The following is an 18,852-nucleotide window of genomic DNA, read 5'->3' on the forward strand; positions in this document are numbered from 1 at the left end:
GAAGCGCGGAGGTGCCAGACTTGTGCCATGGTCATGACCGTTGGCGGGCGCAGGATGCGGGCAGGCACGGAGCGTCTCACAGGGGCCGGGAGCCCCTCGGGCAGGCACGGGGGCCTGCCCTTACTCAGTTGCGGGTGCCGCGCTTGACGTCGAAGATCGCGCTTCTATGGCAGCTTCCGCATATGAGCCATTCACGCTGGCGCGAGTAGCCCAGGCCGAACGAGCCGCCGCCGATCGATCGGGAGGTCATGCGGCCACCGCAGATGGGGCAGACTACGGGCTGCTCACCGATAAAGGCATCCTTGATCTCGGCAAGCTGGATAGGGGTGTACTGGGCGGACTCGGCCATGCCTTCATTCTACGCAAATGCAGCGTTTATCGCCTCCCGGTGCGGTAGATCTGGATCCGATTGCGCCTGAATGGGCCACGCGCGGATATATCCGATCGACATCCAAATCCGATTGCACGTAACGGGGCCAGGCGCGGAAGAATCCGCGCCGTACGCAGGACCGTCAATTCGGTGCGCGGCGAATATTACGGGGCGCGGTCCGACGGTATGGTCACGACGATCTTCCCGAACTGCGCGCCGCTCTGGAGTCGCGCGAAGGCTTCTCTTCCCTGCGTGATGTCGAATACCGAATCGATCGGTGGCAGCAGGCGACGGTTGCGCAGCTCGTCCGCGACCGCTGCGAACTCGGCGTCGTTGCCCATGGTGGAACCGAGTATGGTCCACTGATTCCAGAACAGCTTGCGCGCGTCGGTGGTAACCGTGGGACCTGACGTCGCGCCGCATGTCACGAGTCTGCCAAATTTGCCGAGCGCACCGAGCGAGGATTGCCAGGTCGCCTCGCCGACCGAATCGACAACGACGTCCACGCCACGCTTTCCGGTGCGCGCTCGAATCTCTTTTGCGACATCCGTCGTACTATAGTTGATGGTTTCGTCTGCACCGAGTTCGCGCGCGCGGGCGAGTTTCTCGTCGCTGGACGACGTGACCCAGACGCGCGCGCCGACCTGTTTCGCGATCTGGAGGGCCGAGAGCGCGACGCCCCCTCCGATTCCCTGGATGAGGACCTGCTCGCCGGGTCGGAGCTGCGCACGCGTAACGAGCATGCGCCACGCGGTGAGCGTTGTGAGGGTGAAGGCGGCGGCTTCGGGAATCGGCGTGTCGCGCGGAATACGTGCGACGTTCCGCTCGGGCACAACTATACAATCCGCGATGGTACCTGGCGCGTGCTCGCCGAGCAGGCGAAAACGAACGCAGAGGGATTGCTCGCCGCGTCGGCAATATTCGCAGGTCCCGTCGCTGAGGCCCGGATTGACGACTACGAGATCATCTGTTCCGTCGACGATACCGACCGCGTCGGCGCCCATTATCCAGGGTGGCGCTATCGTGGCGCCGGGCAGCCCCTTCAGAACGAAGAGGTCGAGATGATTCAGCGCTGCCGCAAGAACACGAATACGGACTTCGCCCGGCGTGGGCTCCGGAACCGGCAGGTTGTCACGCAGCTCCAGCTGTTCGATCCCGCCGTGCGCGGAGATTGTCAGTGCGCGCAAGTGTACTCAGTGAGGGGATATATTTAGGGACAAACATCAAGATACTCGAAATGATCGCTTTGAAAGTTCCGCCCCTCGGGGAATCCATTGTTGAAGCGACGGTGTCGCGCTGGGTCAAGCAGCAGGGTGACGCAGTGAACGCCGGCGATACCATACTGGAGCTAGACACCGACAAGATCACGGTCGAAGTGCCTGCACTCCGCGCCGGGGTTCTGGTCAAACAGGCCGTGAAGGAAGGTGACGTCGTCCATGTGGATGACGTGCTCGGCGAGATAGACGAGACGGCGACGACTGTTGCGCCCGCCGCTGCCAAGCCAGCTCCGCCGGCACAGGCTGCGCCGGCGCCGGCGGCAGTCACGCCGCAACCCACGCAACCTGCGCCGGCTGCGCCGACCGTGGCTACAGGCGCGCCGCAGAAGTCTTCGCCGGCAGCACGCCAGGTAGCCGAGGCACGCGGCGTCGATATCGGCGCCGTTCAGGGCACGGGGCGCGGCGGCGTGGTGAGCAAGCCGGATGTGCTCGCTGCTCAACCATCGGCTCGCCCTTCGGCACAACCGACAGCGGCCGCAACTCCGGCGGCGCCTTCAGGACCGCCTGCGCTCCGCTCCGCGCCTGCTCCGTCAGCACCGGGCGAGCGGGAAACGCGCGAGAAACTGTCGACGCGCCGCAAGCGCATCGCGGAGAACCTGCTCCAGTCGCATCTCGCGACGGCGCACCTGACGACGTTCAACGAGATCGACATGAGCGCCGTCAGCTCGCTCCGCGAGCGTGTGAAGGAGAAGATCGAGAAGCAGCACGGCGTTCGCCTCTCGTTCATGCCGTTCTTCGTTCGCGCTGCATGCATCGCGCTGCGCGATTATCCCGTCGTCAACGCACAGCTGGACGGCGACGAGATCATCTACAAGAATTACGTGAACATGGGAATCGCGGTCGCGTCGGAGCAGGGACTGGTGGTTCCAAACATCAAGGACGCGGATCGGAAAGGATTGCTCGAGATTTCGCGCGACATCACGGCTGTTGCAAAAAAGGCGCGCGATGTCAAGCTGACGATGGACGATCTCACGGGCGGGTCCTTCACGATCACGAATGGCGGTGTGTTCGGCTCGTTGGTATCGACTCCGATCATCAACTATCCGCAGGTCGGCATTCTCGGGCTTCACAAGATCCAGGATCGGCCTGTTGCTATAGCCGGCAAGGTCGAGATCCGGCCGATGATGTACGTGGCGCTGTCGTACGATCATCGCATCATCGATGGACAGGCGGCGGTGCTGTTTCTGGTGCGCGTGAAGGAGTTGATGGAAGATCCTGCCACGATGTTGATCGAATGATTCGAGGCGGCACGGGGGCCTGCCCCCACACGCCTGCCCATCCATGCGCGTAGCGGTTTATTGCGGCGCGCACGCGGGGCTGTCGGCTAGTTTCGCGGAGGCTGCGCGCGCGTTGGGCGATGGGCTCGCGCGAAACGGAATCGGGGTCGTGTACGGTGGCGCGTCGCGCGGGTTGATGGGAGTTCTCGCCGACGCGGCACTCGCTGCGGGCGGCGAGGTGATCGGCGTGTTACCGCGATCGCTCGGACATCGCGAGCTGGCGCACAAGGGGCTCAGCGAGCTCCACATCGTCGATACGATGCACGAGCGCAAGGCGCGCATCATCGACCTGTCGGATGTGTTCGCGGTGCTTCCGGGTGGAATCGGGACCCTCGACGAATTTTTCGAGACGTTCACCTGGGCGCAGATCGGCATTCACTCCAAGCCGATCGCGCTGATGGACGTGGATGGGTTCCATCAACCTCTCCTCGCACATCTCCGCAACTGCGTCGCGGCCGGATTTCTATCGCAGGAAAGACTGGACTCGCTTCTGGTGTATAAGGAAGTCGGGGATTTTCTCAAATTTCTCTCAATGGGCGCAGTACCTTCGGCGGTTGCGCCGAGGTACGCTGCGCTGGCTGAATCATGAATAACTGTGACGTTCTGATAATTGGCGGCGGTCCTGGTGGCTACGTCGCCGCAATCCGTGCCGGGCAACTCGGTCTCAGCACCGTCTGTGTCGAGATGGACAAGACGCTCGGTGGCACCTGCGTCAACGTCGGATGCATTCCATCCAAGGCGCTGCTCACGTCGACCGAGCACCTGGAATTCGCGAAGCTTCACGCCGCGGAGCATGGTGTGAAGATCGAAGGTGTAAGCGCGGACCTCGGCGTTATGATGAAGCGCAAGCTCGATGTCGTCGCGCAGAATACCAAGGGGATCGAGTTTCTCTTTCGCAAGAACAAGGTGGCGTGGGCAAAGGGCCGCGGCACGCTGCGCGCGGGTAACGTGGTCGATGTGACTGCGAACGACGGAACTGTCACGCAGTATCAGGCACGCAACGTGATCATCGCGACCGGTTCGGTGCCGATCGAGCTGCCGTTCTTCAAGTTCGACGAGGAGCGTGTGCTGTCGAATACCGGCGCGCTGACGATCCCCGAGGTACCGAAGCACCTGATCGTGATCGGCGGCGGCGTGATCGGGCTCGAGTTGGGGTCGGTGTGGCGGAGGCTCGGTGCGAAGGTGACGGTCGTTGAGCTGGCGGCGACGATTCTGCCCGGGATGGACGAAGACGTCGTGAAGGAAGCTGACAGGATCTTCCGCAAGCAGGGGCTGGAGCTTCGTCCAGCGACGCGTGTGACGGGCGGACGGCGCGACGGCAACAAGGTCTTCGTCGACATCGAAAAGGACGGCGCGAAAGAGACGCTGGAAGGCGATTACGTACTCGTTGCAGTTGGACGCAAGCCCGTGCTGAGTGGAATCGACGCCGCCGGACTCGGTCTCGCGCTCGGCAAGCGCGGCGAGATCGCGGTGGATGCGCAGATGCGGACCAACCTGCCGAACGTGTACGCGATCGGCGACGTGGTCGGTGGAAAGTTGCTCGCGCACAAGGCGGAGGAAGAAGGCGTGATTGCGGTCGAAGTGATCGCCGGTCACCCTGTGCACATGGATTACAAGTCGATGCCCGCGGTCGTGTACACGCATCCGGAGATCGCGTCATGCGGACTCGCCGAGCACGAGGTGAAGGCGAGCGGCCGTGCGTACCGGACGGGCAAGTTCCCGATGTCCGCGAACGGCCGGGCTCGGACGATGGCAGAGACACAGGGCTTCGTGAAGTTCGTCGCCGACGCTGAGACTGAAGAGATACTTGGATGCCACATCGTTTCGGTGGACGCCGCTGATCTGCTGCAGGAAGTGGTGCTTGCGATGGAATTCCGCGGAACGAGCGACGACATCGGGATAACAGTGCATCCGCATCCGACGCTGTCGGAGTCCGTGAAGGAAGCTGCGCTCGGCGTTTCGGGTCGCTCAATTCACATCTAGATCGACCGTCGAAGCGGATAGGAACTCGTCATTCCCACGAAAGCCCGAGTGACGGGTTAGCGTGCGTATTCGCACATAGCGCGATTTAACGGCCCGCGTGGTCGGGCGTCAAAGGGATGTGACTACTATCCCATTCCTCTGGCGAACGCATGCGGCGCGACGGCTCATCGCGCTTGGTGCTGTTGTTCCGTCGCTCGTGTTGGCGCAGCGGCCCGGTGCGAGCGTTCCCCGCGGAACGAAGCAGGCATCCGGGGCTGTGACGTCCGCTGTTCGCGAGCAGACCGCCGACCAACAGGTGTTGCAGGTGCTCAACCGCCTCGCCTTCGGCCCGCGACCGGGCGATGCGGCGACGGTACGATCGGTCGGTGTAGACGCGTGGATCGATCAGCAGCTGCACCCGGAGCGCATCAACGACGACGCCATGGATCAGATGCTCGCGCGGTATCCGATGCTGCAGCAGGATCAGGCGTCGCTCGCATCGCAGTATGCGGAGGCCCAGCGGCAATTCCGTCTCGTCAAGCGCGATACGGCCGGCCGCAACGCACCGCAAGACATCGACACGAATGCATTGAAGGAGATCCGACGGTCGCACGCGCAGCTGGTCGGCGAGATCGAGTCGGCGCGCGTCGCTCGCGCGGTCGCGAGCAACAGACAGTTGCTTGAAGTGATGACTGATTTCTGGGAGAATCACTTCAACGTCTTCGTGGGCAAGAATGCCATAGAGCCGTACTATCTCGCGGATTACGACCGGACGATACGGCAGCACGCGCTCGGTAAATTCCGCGACCTGCTAGGAGCGGTAGCGCACTCGCCGGCGATGCTGGTCTATCTCGACAACGCGCAGAGCCGCGCCAATCCCGGGCAACCGACGCTTCGCCCGATTCACGCGGGGCCGGGTGGCATGGTGCGCGTGCAGAACGGGGCGCTCGACATCGAAGCGATAATCCGTCGCAGGAATCTCGACCCGCAGCAGGCACAACAGCTTCGCCAGCGCGCGGCTGCCGCGGCGAAGGCCGGTCTCAACGAGAACTACGGACGCGAGCTGATGGAGTTGCACACGCTCGGAGTCGATGGTGGATATACGCAGCAGGACGTGATCGAAGCGGCGCGCGCGCTCACAGGCTGGAGCGTTCGGCCGCCAGCACAGGGCGGAGGTTTCATCTTCCGTCCCGAATGGCACGACGCCGCGGAGAAGGCATTTCTCGGCCACACTCTCGCGGCAGGTCGCGGGGAGCAGGATGGCGAGGACGTGCTGGATATTCTGGCGCGCAGTCCATCGACCGCGCACTTCATATCACGACAGCTCGCGCGCAGGCTGGTAAGCGATTCGCCTTCGACCGCACTGGTCGAGCGGGCCGCACAGACATATCTCAGGACCGACGGTGATATACGCGAGGTCGTGAGAAGTATCGTCACTTCGCCGGAGTTCTTCTCGGAACGTGCATATCATTCCAAAGTGAAATCGCCATTCGAGGTAGTGGTCAGCACCGCGCGCGCGCTGGGCGCGACGCCTGATTCGACCGCGCGGACGGCGCTCGCGGTGGCTTATCTCGGCGAGCCGGTATTTGGACACCGGGATCCGAACGGATGGCCGGAGACGGGCGACGCCTGGATGAATACCGGTGCGATATTGAACCGGATCAACTTCGGGCTCGCAGTTGCGGCCAACAGATTGCCAGGCGCGAACATGCACACGCTACCCGGAATCGATTCGCTGGTGAATGCGCCGCGCGCGACGCAGGTGGACGCAGTCGTAGCGACGCTTCTGGAAGGTGCAGCATCACCGGATACCCGCAAGATCCTGATGAGCGGCGAGCATCCGCTAGCCGCGAGTGCGGCCAGCGCTGCTCAAGGCGCAGCGAATGGAGCTGTTGCCAGCAACGACGCGACGATGGATGAGGCGTCGATGGCGAATACGCCGAGGGTAAAGGGCGGCGGAAAGCTGCAGGGAATGCCGGGACTGCAACGCGCGCTTGCGCGCAATCCGATAGCAGGTCCGGCTCCGCAGCTTAGCGGGCTGGCGCAGATGGTTGGATTTGCACTCGGGTCGCCGGAGTTCCAACGCAGGTAGAGGACACACGCAGACGCGATGGATTGCGCGTCGCAAACTGAGGGCGAATCAGCATGGACCGCAGAGTATTCGTGAAGTCGGGAGCGCTCGCGCTCGTTACGATGGGATTGAGTCCCAGCTTTTTGCGCAGAATGGCGTATGGCATGGAGCTGAAGAACGTCCCCCGGGGGAAGACGCTCGTATGTCTCTTTCAGCGTGGCGCGGCTGACGGATTGAACGTCGTGGTGCCGCATGGAGAGCAGGCGTACTACGACATGCGGCCGACGATCGCAGTTGCGCGGCCGGGGCAGGCGGCGGGCGCGATCGATCTCGACGGATTCTTCGGACTGCATCCGTCGCTCGCGCCGCTCAAGCCGCTCTGGGATCAGAAGCTGCTTGCACCGATCCACGCCGTAGGAAGTCCGAGTACGTCGCGCTCGCACTTCGACGCTCAGGACTTCATGGAAACGGGAACGCCGGACGTGAAAGGAACTCCTGACGGATGGCTCAATCGTCTTCTCGCGGTGGAGGGGACGTGCCAGCAGTGTCAGGCCGAGCCGTTCCGTGCGGTTGCGATGACGGCGCAGACGCCTCGCATACTCGAGGGACCCGCCGAGACGATTGCGATGAGCTCACTGGGGGAGTTTTCGGTTCGTGCGACGGGCAGCGAGGTCGAGCGGCTCGAGGCGCTTTACCGTACGGGGAGCGCGGATCTCGTGCACGGAACCGGGCAGGAAATGTTCGGCGCAGTCAAGCTTCTGAAAAACGCCAATCCTCAGCAGTACGCGCCACGGAACAACGCCGTTTATCCGAAAACGCAGTTCGGTCAGCGGCTCATGCAGATTGCGCAGCTCATCAAGTCGAATGTAGGTTTGGAGGTTGCGTTCGCCGACGTTGGTGGATGGGACACGCATGTGAATCAAGGGAACGGCACGGGACAGCTTGCGGGACGACTGGACGATTTTGCGAAGTCGCTCGCAGCGTTCACGCAGGACATGGGCGATCAGATGAACGACGTGCTCGTGCTGACGATGTCGGAGTTCGGACGTACGGCTCGGGAGAACGGCAACCGCGGTACCGACCACGGCCACGCGACGGCGTTCTTCGCGCTCGGCGGCGGAGTGAAAGGCGGCAAGGTCTATGGCAAGTGGCCTGGTCTCGCGCCGGAGCAATTGAATGAAGGGCGCGATCTCAAGCTGACTACGGACTTTCGCACGGTGTTCAGTGAGGTAGCCGTGAAGCATCTTGGAGCATCGCGAGTAGAGAAGATATTTCCCGGATACACGGGCGGGCCGCAAGAGTGGCTCGGGCTCGTGTGAGCGGAGAGATGAGATGAGAAAAGATGCGTCCGGCTGGGAAGACCAGCCGGACGCTTTTGTTTGTGTGCGCGCGGTTTGAGGTGCGACCGAAGCACTCCGGGAGATCAATCAGCGCCAGCGGGGCGTTTCGATCCAGTTGCTCGGGTTGGCGCGGATGTAACGGCGGATGTTCGCGAGGGCACGGTCGTTACGGATGATGCACTCGTAATAGTTGCGTTGCCAGAGCCGCCCACGGAAACGCGTCCAGCCATGATCGGTCACGGCGTGGCGATAGCGCGCGGTGGTGAGGGATTTGATGTGTTGTACGACGTCGGGCAACGCGATGTCGCGCGCGACGACGTTGACGACGGGGTACGGCGTTTCGCGTGGCGTCGTATCGCGCGCGACGACGTGAACGACGGGGTACGACGTTTCGCGTGGCGACGAATCCGTAGAGGCAGGCCCCCGTGCCTGCCCACGGCACCCCGGATGCGCCGACCCGCCCAAACCCCCACGACGGGGCGTTTCGCGATCGTCGGATCGCGATGCGTTGGATCGCTTTTGCGCGTCGTGTGTGCGTTGGTGTTGGACGGGCGACGGTGCGACACGGCGACGGGACGGCGTTTCGTTGGTTTCGTCACGTGGGCAGGCACGGGGGCCTGCCCCTACGGATTCGTCATCGTGCGAAACGTCGTACCCAGTGGAGGGCGTCGTCGCGCGTGGTTCGTCATTACGCGATGTGACGGATCGCGTCGTTAACGTCGTCGCGGTCACCCGACGCAAAACGACGATCGCGTGAATGTGATCGGGCATCACCTGGAATACGTCGATGTGGACGCGGGGGTGCCATGAATCCAGGTTCGCGATGACGGAATGCACCATCGACCCGGCTTCGCTGAGGAGCATTCTGCCACGCGCGATGCGACCGAAACGCGGGGCGCGCTGCTGTGCTACGATCGTTACGAAATACGCGCCTGCATGCGAATAGTCGTAACCTCTTAGTCGAATTGAATGGCGGCCAACGGCACTGCGTCGCGACGGGCTCACTTACCGAAAGTGTCACCAACGCGACGACAAACGAGGTATCCACGATGTGCGAGCGTAATCACATCCTGGCCATGACCACCCAGCGAAGCTTGCAATGTCGTTGCGTCCACGGCTCGGCTCAACACCCCACAACGCTTAACCAATTCTTAATACTCGCGTCATCGCCGTATAACCTGGAAGTCGTACGTTCGCTTGCGTAGCCATCGGCACCAAGCAAGGCCACTGCGTTGCGCAGCGCCAGGCGCACGTGCAATCCTTTCCGGCGAGGTACGATGTCTCGACCGTTGTTCTGTGCGCTGGCGTTGGTACTTGGAATCACGCAATCGTTGGCGGCACAGACGTCACCGCCGCTCGGCCGCGATGTGCTGCATGGTCATATCAGTGTGGATGCCGGCAAGCCGGTCGCCGGCGCAACGGTGACAGTCACCATGGCGCCGGATCGATCGTATCGTCAGACGCAAGCGGATTCAAGCGGGTACTACGAGATTGTGTTCCCGCAGGGGACCGGCGACTATCTCGTGCATGCTGTTGCTCCGGGCATGGATGCCGCGCGCAAGCGGGTGACGCGAAGTGGGCGTGATTCGGTGTTCGTCGTCGATCTGCATCTGGCACGCACGGCGGCTCAGCAGCTCGCCGCCGTCAATGTACGCACCCGCAAGCCGAAGCTGTACGGTGGTGACGACTTTCGCGGCACGCCCGGACCCGGTGCCGTTGAGCACGACACATGGGACGGCGTCGCTGGCTCTATCGCACCGGATCTCGCCGGGAATCTTGCCGCCATGCTCACCACCGCACCTGGAACGGTAATGACTTCGAGCGGCACGTCCGTCGCGGGGCTTGATCCGGGGCAAAACACTGCGACGCTTAACGGACTGGGGTTTGCCGGAGCCGATGTGTCTCGCAGCGCTGTTACGCACCAGCACATCACGACGTCCACCTACGATCCTGAACGTGGGTGGTTCGGTGGCGCGCAGGAACAGATCGAACTGGACGAAGATGTCATCGCACCGATTCGCCACGCGCATCTCACGCTCGACGCTCCAGCATTTCAGTATACGGACCCGGCGTCGCGCGCTCTCGGACAACGGTTCACGCGTCGCGTCGCTAGCATCGGAGGTGCGGACCGCACCCATCTTGACAAGCTCGCGTACAACTATGGACTGACAGCGTCCCGCCAGATCGATCAACCGGTGTCCCTGTTCACGGCACCTGGCAGCGTGCTGTCGCAATCCGGCATCTCGTCTGATTCCGTCGCGCGATTTGGATCAGAGCTCTCTGCCGTGGGCCTTTCGAGGCCAACAGCTCCTCGTATTGGCACGCGCACATCCGATCACGTCACTTTCATCGGACAGATCGGAAACGCGCCAAGCAATTGGGCGACTTTCGAGGATACGAAAACTACATGGACGTTGGTCGGGTTTGGCTCGGTCGATCGGCAGAACAGTGGCAATCTCACGCCGTCAGCCACAGCCAGCGCGGTGAGCATTCCGCGGAATCGCGATCTTGCTATGCAGGCGCATCTGGTGAGTCATGTGCGCGACAATGTGCTGACAGAAGGGAGCACAGGGATATCGCTCAGTCGTCGCGAGACTCTTCCGGGTGAGCGAATTCCGGCTGCATCTCTCCTGCTCGCGTCAGCGACACCGGCTGACACGAACATTGCGAGCGCGGTGCCTGTGGCGTTCGGTGGAGCGACGACACAACCCACGATCGACCATTGGACATGGGAGACATCGGGAGCTGTAAAATGGTATCCGCTCTCGCATCCGACCCACAGACTCAAGCTGTCGGCGGATGCGCGATTGGATGGCAGTCGCGCGCATCAAATACCATCGCTCGGCGCCTTCACATATCAGTCAATCGCCGATGTCGCGGCGAATCATCCATCGTCATTTACGCGTCTGCTGAACGCGCCGGATCGATCCGGACGGGTCGGTAATGCGTTCATTGCATTGAGAGATTGGTGGCGCGTGGGCCAATCGCTGGAGTTGCTCTACGGGCTCAGATTCGAGGGAACGCGATTCCTCGGCGCACCGAACGAAAATGACGCCGTGCGTGCCGTATTTGGGACTCGCACTGATCACGTGGCGGATGCATATGGCTTCAGCCCGCGGATCGGATTCACCTGGAGCCTTCGCGGTGATACCTATGAGCGCGGCGCCGCTGGCCTGATTGGCCAAACCTCGGCGTTTGCGCACGGCACTCTCCGGGGCGGCTTCGGTGAATTTCGAAGTTTCATGTCGCCGGATATGGTTGCGGCAACCAGCGCGCAAACAGGATTGCGTGATGGCGAGTTGATGCTGACGTGTGTGGGAGCTGCCACGCCAATCCCGGAATGGTCAGCGTATCTCGCCAGTACGAGCAACACTCCGACGAGCTGCGCGAACGGTACGCCATCGTCTCTTGCGTCCGTGGCGCCCACTGTCACGTTATTCGATCCGGCGTACCGCACGCCGCGAAGCTGGCGTGGAAATCTGAGCTATACGTCGAGCGTATGGCACGTCAACTACGTACTGGATGGATTCTACGCCCTGAACGTGGACCAGCCCGGTAGAATCGACCTCAATTTCAACAATAGCCCCGCGTTCATCACCGATGAGGGAAGGCCCGTATTCGTCGCGCCGGGAAGCATCGTACAGGCGAGTGGGATCGTTGCATCGAGCAATGCTCGCCGTACGGCGAGCTTCGGCAGCGTCTTCGACAATGTGTCCACAAATCAATCGATCAACAAGCGCGCGACGCTCACGTTGTCGCCTGACCTCGACGATCTGCAGCGGTGGTTCGCGTCACTGAGTTACAGTCTTTCCAGCACTCGCGCGCGAAGTACCGGCTTCGATGCCGAGACGTTCGGCTCTCCGCTGGAGCGAGGCTGGGCACGCAGCAGCCTCGACGCAAGACATCAGATCATGGTGCAGGGCGGACTGACTGCTCGTCACCTGACATTCACGATGTTCGGAAGAGTACAATCCGGCCTGCCGTTCACACCGATAGTCGGCAGCGACGTAAACGGTGACGGACTGATCAACGACCAGGCATTCATCTACGACCCCACCAGGACATCCGACGCGACGCTCGCGAACGGAATGCGCGCACTGCTGCGCGGTGCGCAGCCCGCAACGCGGAGCTGCCTCGAGCGACAGCTCGGTGGTCCCGCTGCCCGCAATAGCTGCGAGGGACCATGGACCGCGATGCTGAATGCACAGATCATGTATCAGGGCAAGCTTCCGTTCACGAGATGGGGATCGGTGGTATTGTTCTTCACCAACCCGCTCGGCGGGCTGGATCAGCTCGTGCACGGAGCTGACCATCTGCGGGGCTGGGGGGCGTTCGCGATGCCAGATCCAGTTCTGTACACCGTGCGAGGTTTCGATCCATCGGCCAGCAGATTCCTGTACGCGGTGAATTCGCGATTTGGCGATACGAGGCCGAATGCGACGGCCTTTCGCGTCCCATTCCGAGTGACGCTGGACATTTCTGTAGATCTTGCACCAGATCCGTACGAGAGTTTCGTCAAACGCTGGCTTCGCCCCGGGCGCCACGGATTCGACGGCCCGCGAATGACCGCAGCCGCGATCAAGCGAAACTACGACAGGATATTGCCGGACCCGTATCGCGCGATACTCACGGAATCTGACTCGCTGCTGTTGACTCGGACACAGGTCGACAGCCTCACACAGGCCCAGGCAGCGTATCGCAGCGCGCGGGATTCAGTGGTGGTCGATTTCACGACATACCTGGCGAATCAAGGTGACGACTACGACGTCAAAGAAGCGACCAGGCGCGAGGTTGCCGCCGTCGAAGCAGCAACCGAACTGGGACACGTAAGCATAAGGCGTTCACTGCCGAAGATTCTCAACAAGCTGCAGCTACGCATGCTGCCCTACCCCGCCAACCGCCTGTACGCGGCGCCGGGCGACGTGCATGGCACCGAGGCGTTGCGGCAACGTTGAGCGTGCGACCGCACGCGACGCTAGTGAAATATCCTGTGCAGCAACCCGCCAATCCCCTTCCCGATCTTCTCCACCGCGTTCGGCACCTGTATCAACGTGCTGTCGAGCTGGATCTCCGGTGGGCCGGAGTGCACAGGACACGGAGTCGTGGGCAGGGTTCCCGGCTTGAAGTACTCTCGCTGCCTGATCGGACACCATTCTGTCGCCAGATATCCTGTTCGCGCGTCGATCGTCGCCGGAACCATTCCCGCCGGTGGCGCCCATGAATTCGGGGGATCGGGTTCATCCCATCCATTGGTGATGAAATCCGCCCACGCCGGTGCTGCGAGGCGGCCGCCCGACGCGTTGTATCCAACGGGCCGCGGCGTATCATAGCCGAACCAGAATCCGGCGACGATCGTCGGCGTGAAGCCCATGAACCAGACGTCGGTGCCGTCATTGGTCGTGCCGGTCTTGCCTCCAACGAGCCCGTCGACGCCGAGGTCGCGGATGACGTAGCCCGTGCCGTAGTTGACGACTGATTGAAGCATCGACGTGATCTGATACGCGTCCTGCGGAGTCATGACGCGCACACGCTGGTTGTCGCTGCTCCATAGCACCTGGCCGTCCGCGGTCTGAATGCGGCGCACCAGTCGCGGCGTCACGCGAAAGCCTCCGTTCGCAAACGGTGCATACGCTGTCGCGAGCTCCATAGGCGTGACTTCGAGCGCGCCGAGTGCCGCGGACGGGACGTTGGGTAGATCGCTGCGGATTCCGAAGCGGTGTGCGGTCGCGATAATCGCTGGAATGCCGACGAGCTGGCTGACGCGAACCGCCGCCGTATTCTCTGATCGCATGAGCGCGCGACGGAACGTCACATGTCCGCCGTATTCTCCGCCATCGTTCTTCGGCGACCAGATAGTGTTGCCAACCTTGACCGAGATTGGCGCGTCATCGACTTCGCTCGCCGGTGTGTAGCCTGCCGCGAGTGCAGTAGCGTACACGAACGGTTTGAATGCAGAGCCCGGCTGCCGGTGCGCGAGCAACGCACGATCGAATCCGCCGCGTTCGAATGTACGTCCGCCAACGAGCGCGCGAATGTCACCTGTGCGCGGGTCGAGGGCCACCATTGCCCCCTCGACGTGCGGACCGCGGCGCTCGGATTCCTGCTGGATCACCGCCGCCTGGCGCCGGACTGCGCGATCGGCGGCAATCTGCGCTCGCTCATCGAGCGTCGTGTACACGGTGAGATCGTTGACGTCGCGCGATCCGCCCTTGAGAACGGAATCAACGACATCACGCACCGCGTCGATGGCGTATGAGTCACCGGACATGTCCGGCCGCCACTCGTTCTTCGCCACACGAAGTGGAGTCTTCACGTACTGACTGTCTGCCGCAGGTGATATGTACCCTTCGCGCGCCATCAGTCCGAGCACGAGATTGCGGCGCGCGAGGGCTCTGCGTGGCGAACGACGCGGTGTGTACGCCGACGGTCCTTTCGGCAGCGCCGCGAGCATGGCGCCTTCCGGAACCGTGAGGTCGCCCACACTCTTGCCGAACAGATCGCGACTAGCCGCCTCGACACCGTAAACGCCGTTACCCAAGTAGATGACGTTGAGGTAGAGCTCCAGTATCTGATTCTTGGTGAGATTGCGCTCGAGCAGCCGGGAGAGGCGCATCTCCAGCAGCTTCTGACGAAACGAGCGGCCGCTGTACCGGCGAACGGCGAAGGTGTTTCGCACGACCTGCATCGTGATCGTGGAAAATCCTTCACGCACACCGCCGGCGCGAATGTTCCGGAGCGTGGCGCGCACGAGCGCGTGCCAGTCGATCCCGTGATGGTCATAGAAACGGCGGTCTTCCGTCGCGACGAATGCCCGGCGCACGGGAACTGGAACCGCGCTCAACGGTACATTGACGCGGCGTACGACGGCCAGCCGGCTGATGAAGTTTCCCTCGCGGTCCAGAACTCGTCCGCCTTCGTCCGGATGAAACGACCGGATGTCGGCGGCGCTGGGGCATCCGTCACCGCCGCAGGTCGCAAGCCATGCGTCGGACCCGTAAATCGCGACGATGAGAACCGCGATCGCCGCCGTTATATATTGCCTCTTCCCGATTTTGCCGAGCCGTAGATCCATGATCAGAATGTATCGCCCATTAGCAGTTGCCCTCGGCGTGACCGTTGCGGGAGCCGCAATCGCCGGCGCTTCCGTGGCGTCACGCCGGAGCGCCACGTCGCCGCTGAATACCCCAAAGCACCGTGCTACGGTCACTCCGGCAGCGGCGGAGCCGTCCCCGATTGAGTCGCCAGCTCCGCCCCGCGCACCAAACAAGATGGGGCGCATCCCGGTGCTGGAATATCACCTGATCGGTGATCACGACGCTCTGTACAGTAGAACGCGCGAGCATTTCCGCGCGGATCTGGAAGATGCCTATCGCCGCGGATACCGGCCGGTGACTCTGGCGCAGGTGCTCGACAAGAATTTCAGTGATGTTCCGGTGGGAATGTCGCCGGTGGTGGTAGTGTTCGATGACGCGTCACCTGGCCAGTTCAGCTACATCGAAAAGAATGGCAAGCTCGAAATCGACCCTACCAGCGGAGTGGGGATCTGGCTGGATTTCGCCAGATCGCATCCGGGATGGAAGAACCGGGCCGTGTTCTGTCTGTTGAACGGCGCCGCCGCAGGCCACAATTTCTTTGGCGATAACGTGAAGTTTGCCGGCCAGAAAAAGGAGTGGCGGTTCCAGAAGGTGAAGTGGCTCGCTGACAATGGCTTCGAGCTGTGCGATCACACAGTCTGGCATGCGATGCTCAACAAATATTCCGATGCAGTTGTTCAGGAGCAGATCGCGCGCAATGCCATGGCCATCGATTCAGCGGTCCCGGGGTACAGGATCCGATCGATGGCGTTGCCATACGGTATCTGGCCGAAGAATCGCCAGCTCGCATGGCAGGGCTCGTGGCGCGATCCCAAGACCGGCAAGGTTCACAGCTATCACTTCGACGCTGTGATGGAAGTTGCCGGTGGGCCGACTCGGAGCCCCTACGACCCTGCTTTCGATCCCCACCACGTCACGCGCGTGCAGGCGGTCGGAAACAACATCAGGGACGAGCTGGACAAGCTGGACAGGACGAACACGCGCTTCGTACGCTAACGCTTCGGAACTTCCGCTAACGCTTCAGAACTTCCATTTGCGCAGGATTCCGATCGCCTTTTCGAGTGCTTCGCGCTGATCGGGTTCGGTCGCGTTGGCGAGTAGCTGTTCGTATGTGTCTATGGCGAGATCGAGCGACTCGTAATCGTGCTCTGCGCCGGCCAGGGCAGCTGCATTATCGGCCAGATTGGCACGGGCGAGATCGTCGTCCGGGAACTGCACCGTGACCTGGCGCCAGCGTTCGGTCCGGTCGCGGGGATTGGATTCGGCGAGGGCCCACATGTGCCATGCACCGCGACTTGCGGGATCGAGTTTCCGTGCCCGGTCGGCGATCTCGCCGACCAGGTCCGGGCCCCTTCCCTCCAGCCAATATCCATTGGCGAGGCGTACCAGCGCCTGGGCGTCGCCAGGGTTTTCTGCCACTGATTGCTCCAAATCCGCAACCGTGGGGTATGATAGATCGTCCATTTACCGAAATGTATCCCTCTGGACAAGAGTCGCGGGGGGTGCTAGCGTAAAGGGAGCAGTAGAAACCATAGTGCGAACAAGGCGCGTGTGATCGCGCGCAGATTGAAGGGCATAGTCCCCGGGTGCGCCGCGTGAGTTGGCCCCGCGCTCCCCGAGACACTTCCGAATCAACACGACAAATCGAGTGACCGCGACGATTGCGCCCTGCGCCCGTTGCGTAATGCGCTTGCGGCGAGTGTCGCCGGCGCCTCTGTACCCGAAAAAATCTTTTACATGACTGAACGCCGACGTTCAACCCGTCGCGGTCGTGGGCAGAGCCCCGACGATGCAACGTCCACCGATGCGATTTCGGATGCGAATCCGTATCTCGACTCCACTCCGCAGCCCCCATCGGCCCCATCGGCCCCTGCTCCCGCACCGGAGCCGCGGCCGCACCTCGATCCGGTTCCGGCCGTATCCCTGCTCCCGCGCGACAATGGGAGCGACGGTTCATCGGCTCCGCCGGATTCATCGACCGGAGGCGGCGGTGTCCAGGCAGACGGCTCCGGCGGCAATGAGGACGGCGGCAACGAGCGCGGCGGACAGGGACGCGGACGGTTTCGCCGCTTCAGACACCGCAATCGAAATGCCCAGGGCGGCGGCAATCAGCAGCAGCCACCGCAGCAGCAACAGCAACATCAACGGCAGAATCAGAACAACAGCCAGCAGTTCGGTGGCGGACGCCGCAACAACCGCCGCAACCGCCCACAGCCAGATGCCGCACCCCGCGGCCCCGTAGGACCAATCATCGTCGAAGGCGAAACGTCAGGCCTCTTCGATCCGCAGCGCGACGCAGGATACCTCCGCAGCGCAAGCCAAAGCTACCTGGCGGAAGCCAACGATCCGTTCGTACCGGCGCAGCTCGTTCGTCAGGCCGGTCTCCGTCGCGGGGATCTCGTGACGGTCACGGTTGGCCGCGATCAGCGCGGCCGTGTGACCGCCGCCGAATTGCTCACCGTCAATGGGGGCGATCCCGAGGCGGCGCTACGCCGGCCCGAATTTGCGTCGCTCGTCGCGTCGTATCCGGATCGCAAGCTGTCGCTCGAGACCGGCCGTCCAGCCAAGGCCGGGCCGGAGCTGACCCGACGCGCGATCGATCTCATCGCGCCAATCGGCTACGGACAGCGTGCGCTCATCGTCGCCCCTGCACGCGCAGGCAAGACGATGTTGTTGCAGGCGGTCATCGAGGGAATCGCGATCAATCAACCGCACGTGCAGCTGTTCGTCCTCCTCGTGGACGAGCGCCCCGAGGAAGTGAGCGACATGATCTCGATCGGCCACGGCGAAGTAGTCGCATCCAGCTTCGACATGCCGGCTCAGCGCCACGCTGACGTCGCCGAGATGACGCTGGAGAGGGCCCGCAGGCTCGTGGAGCTCGGGCAGGACGTCGTGATCGTACTGGACTCGATAACGCGTCTGGCGCGTGCCTATAACACGATCGAGCGTGGCACGGGCCGCACAATGAGTGGCGGGCTCGACTCGTCGGCGATGGCGAAACCGAAGGCGTTCTTTGGCTCGGCCCGCTCAGTAGCCCCCGAGAATGGTGGCGGCTCGCTCACCATCATCGCGACGGCGCTGGTCGAGACGGGGTCGCGGATGGACGACGTGATCTTCGAGGAATTCAAGGGAACCGGCAACTGTGAGATCAAGCTGGATCGCAGCCTGGCGGAGAAGCGCATCTTTCCGGCCATCGACATCGGGATAAGCGGCACCCGGCGCGAGGACAAGCTGTTCCGTCCCGATCAGCTCGACCACGTCTACACACTTCGCCGGGGTCTGCAGCAGATGCCCTCGAGCTCGGCGATGGAGTGGCTGATAAAGCGAATCGCAGCGACGCCGAACAACGACGCGCTGCTCTCCGGCCTCTGATTTCGCAGTTGCGTCCGTAAGCCCGTCCCGCCCGGAATGCGGAGCCATGGCGGCTGGAAAAACACGTGCGCCTCGCGGCCCGGGCCTTG

General features: G+C 62.6%; 13 protein-coding genes. 8 read left to right on the forward strand and 5 right to left on the reverse strand.

Features of this window, described 5'->3' with window-relative positions; translation table 11 throughout:
- Window positions 1–124: 124 nt before the first annotated feature.
- Together V4529_14740 and V4529_14745 are read right to left on the reverse strand one after the other, a co-directional pair.
- A complete protein-coding gene (locus V4529_14740; protein ID MES2359589.1) occupies window positions 125–349 on the reverse strand; it encodes a hypothetical protein in 225 nt (74 codons plus the stop codon).
- Between the two features lie 185 nt (window positions 350–534).
- On the reverse strand, window positions 535–1,557 hold the full coding sequence (locus V4529_14745) for a zinc-binding dehydrogenase (GenBank protein MES2359590.1): 1,023 nt from the start codon (window positions 1,555–1,557) through the stop codon (window positions 535–537).
- Window positions 1,558–1,607: 50 nt separating this feature from the next.
- Here V4529_14745 and odhB point away from each other — a divergent pair, with 50 nt between their 5' ends.
- The 5 genes from odhB to V4529_14770 all read left to right on the forward strand — a co-directional run bounded on the left by odhB (window position 1,608) and on the right by V4529_14770 (window position 8,276).
- A complete protein-coding gene (gene odhB / locus V4529_14750) occupies window positions 1,608–2,885 on the forward strand; it encodes a 2-oxoglutarate dehydrogenase complex dihydrolipoyllysine-residue succinyltransferase (protein MES2359591.1) in 1,278 nt (425 codons plus the stop codon).
- A 43-nt stretch (window positions 2,886–2,928) separates the two neighbouring features.
- Window positions 2,929–3,513 (forward strand): TIGR00730 family Rossman fold protein, encoded by a 585-nt coding sequence (locus tag V4529_14755; protein ID MES2359592.1) that lies wholly within the window; start codon window positions 2,929–2,931, stop codon window positions 3,511–3,513.
- The gene (gene lpdA, locus V4529_14760) at window positions 3,510–4,907 is read left to right on the forward strand and encodes a dihydrolipoyl dehydrogenase (protein ID MES2359593.1); all 1,398 of its coding nucleotides are present in this window, start codon (window positions 3,510–3,512) and stop codon (window positions 4,905–4,907) included. Before V4529_14755 ends, lpdA begins: the two co-directional genes overlap by 4 nt.
- A 118-nt stretch (window positions 4,908–5,025) precedes the next feature.
- Entirely contained in the window at window positions 5,026–6,978 is a 1,953-nt protein-coding gene (locus V4529_14765; GenBank protein MES2359594.1) for a DUF1800 domain-containing protein, read from the forward strand.
- 53 nt (window positions 6,979–7,031) lie between these two features.
- Window positions 7,032–8,276 (forward strand): DUF1501 domain-containing protein, encoded by a 1,245-nt coding sequence (locus V4529_14770; protein MES2359595.1) that lies wholly within the window; start codon window positions 7,032–7,034, stop codon window positions 8,274–8,276.
- 108 nt (window positions 8,277–8,384) lie between these two features.
- Here the strand turns inward: V4529_14770 and V4529_14775 are convergent, their stop codons facing one another.
- Entirely contained in the window at window positions 8,385–8,594 is a 210-nt protein-coding gene (locus V4529_14775) for a transposase (GenBank protein ID MES2359596.1), read from the reverse strand.
- Window positions 8,595–9,574: 980 nt separating this feature from the next.
- Here V4529_14775 and V4529_14780 point away from each other — a divergent pair.
- Window positions 9,575–13,252, forward strand: a complete 3,678-nt coding sequence (locus tag V4529_14780; protein MES2359597.1) for a carboxypeptidase-like regulatory domain-containing protein — start codon at window positions 9,575–9,577, stop codon at window positions 13,250–13,252.
- 20 nt (window positions 13,253–13,272) lie between these two features.
- Here V4529_14780 and V4529_14785 read toward each other — a convergent pair whose 3' ends face one another.
- A complete protein-coding gene (locus V4529_14785) occupies window positions 13,273–15,369 on the reverse strand; it encodes a PBP1A family penicillin-binding protein (GenBank protein ID MES2359598.1) in 2,097 nt (698 codons plus the stop codon).
- Window positions 15,370–15,376: 7 nt separating this feature from the next.
- Here V4529_14785 and V4529_14790 point away from each other — a divergent pair, with 7 nt between their 5' ends.
- Window positions 15,377–16,387: a polysaccharide deacetylase family protein gene (locus V4529_14790; protein MES2359599.1), complete on the forward strand. Its 1,011-nt coding sequence runs from the start codon at window positions 15,377–15,379 to the stop codon at window positions 16,385–16,387.
- A gap of 24 nt (window positions 16,388–16,411) precedes the next feature.
- On the opposite strand, the gene V4529_14795 is transcribed toward V4529_14790, so the two are convergent.
- Window positions 16,412–16,810: a hypothetical protein gene (locus tag V4529_14795; protein MES2359600.1), complete on the reverse strand. Its 399-nt coding sequence runs from the start codon at window positions 16,808–16,810 to the stop codon at window positions 16,412–16,414.
- Between the two features lie 318 nt (window positions 16,811–17,128).
- Between V4529_14795 and rho the strand changes: the two genes are divergently transcribed.
- Complete coding sequence (gene rho / locus V4529_14800) at window positions 17,129–18,763, forward strand: transcription termination factor Rho (protein MES2359601.1); 1,635 nt, start codon at window positions 17,129–17,131, stop codon at window positions 18,761–18,763.
- Window positions 18,764–18,852: the final 89 nt, after the last annotated feature.

The organism is Gemmatimonadota bacterium, assembly GCA_040388625.1.
In the GTDB taxonomy this organism is placed as follows: domain Bacteria; phylum Gemmatimonadota; class Gemmatimonadetes; order Gemmatimonadales; family Gemmatimonadaceae; genus Fen-1247.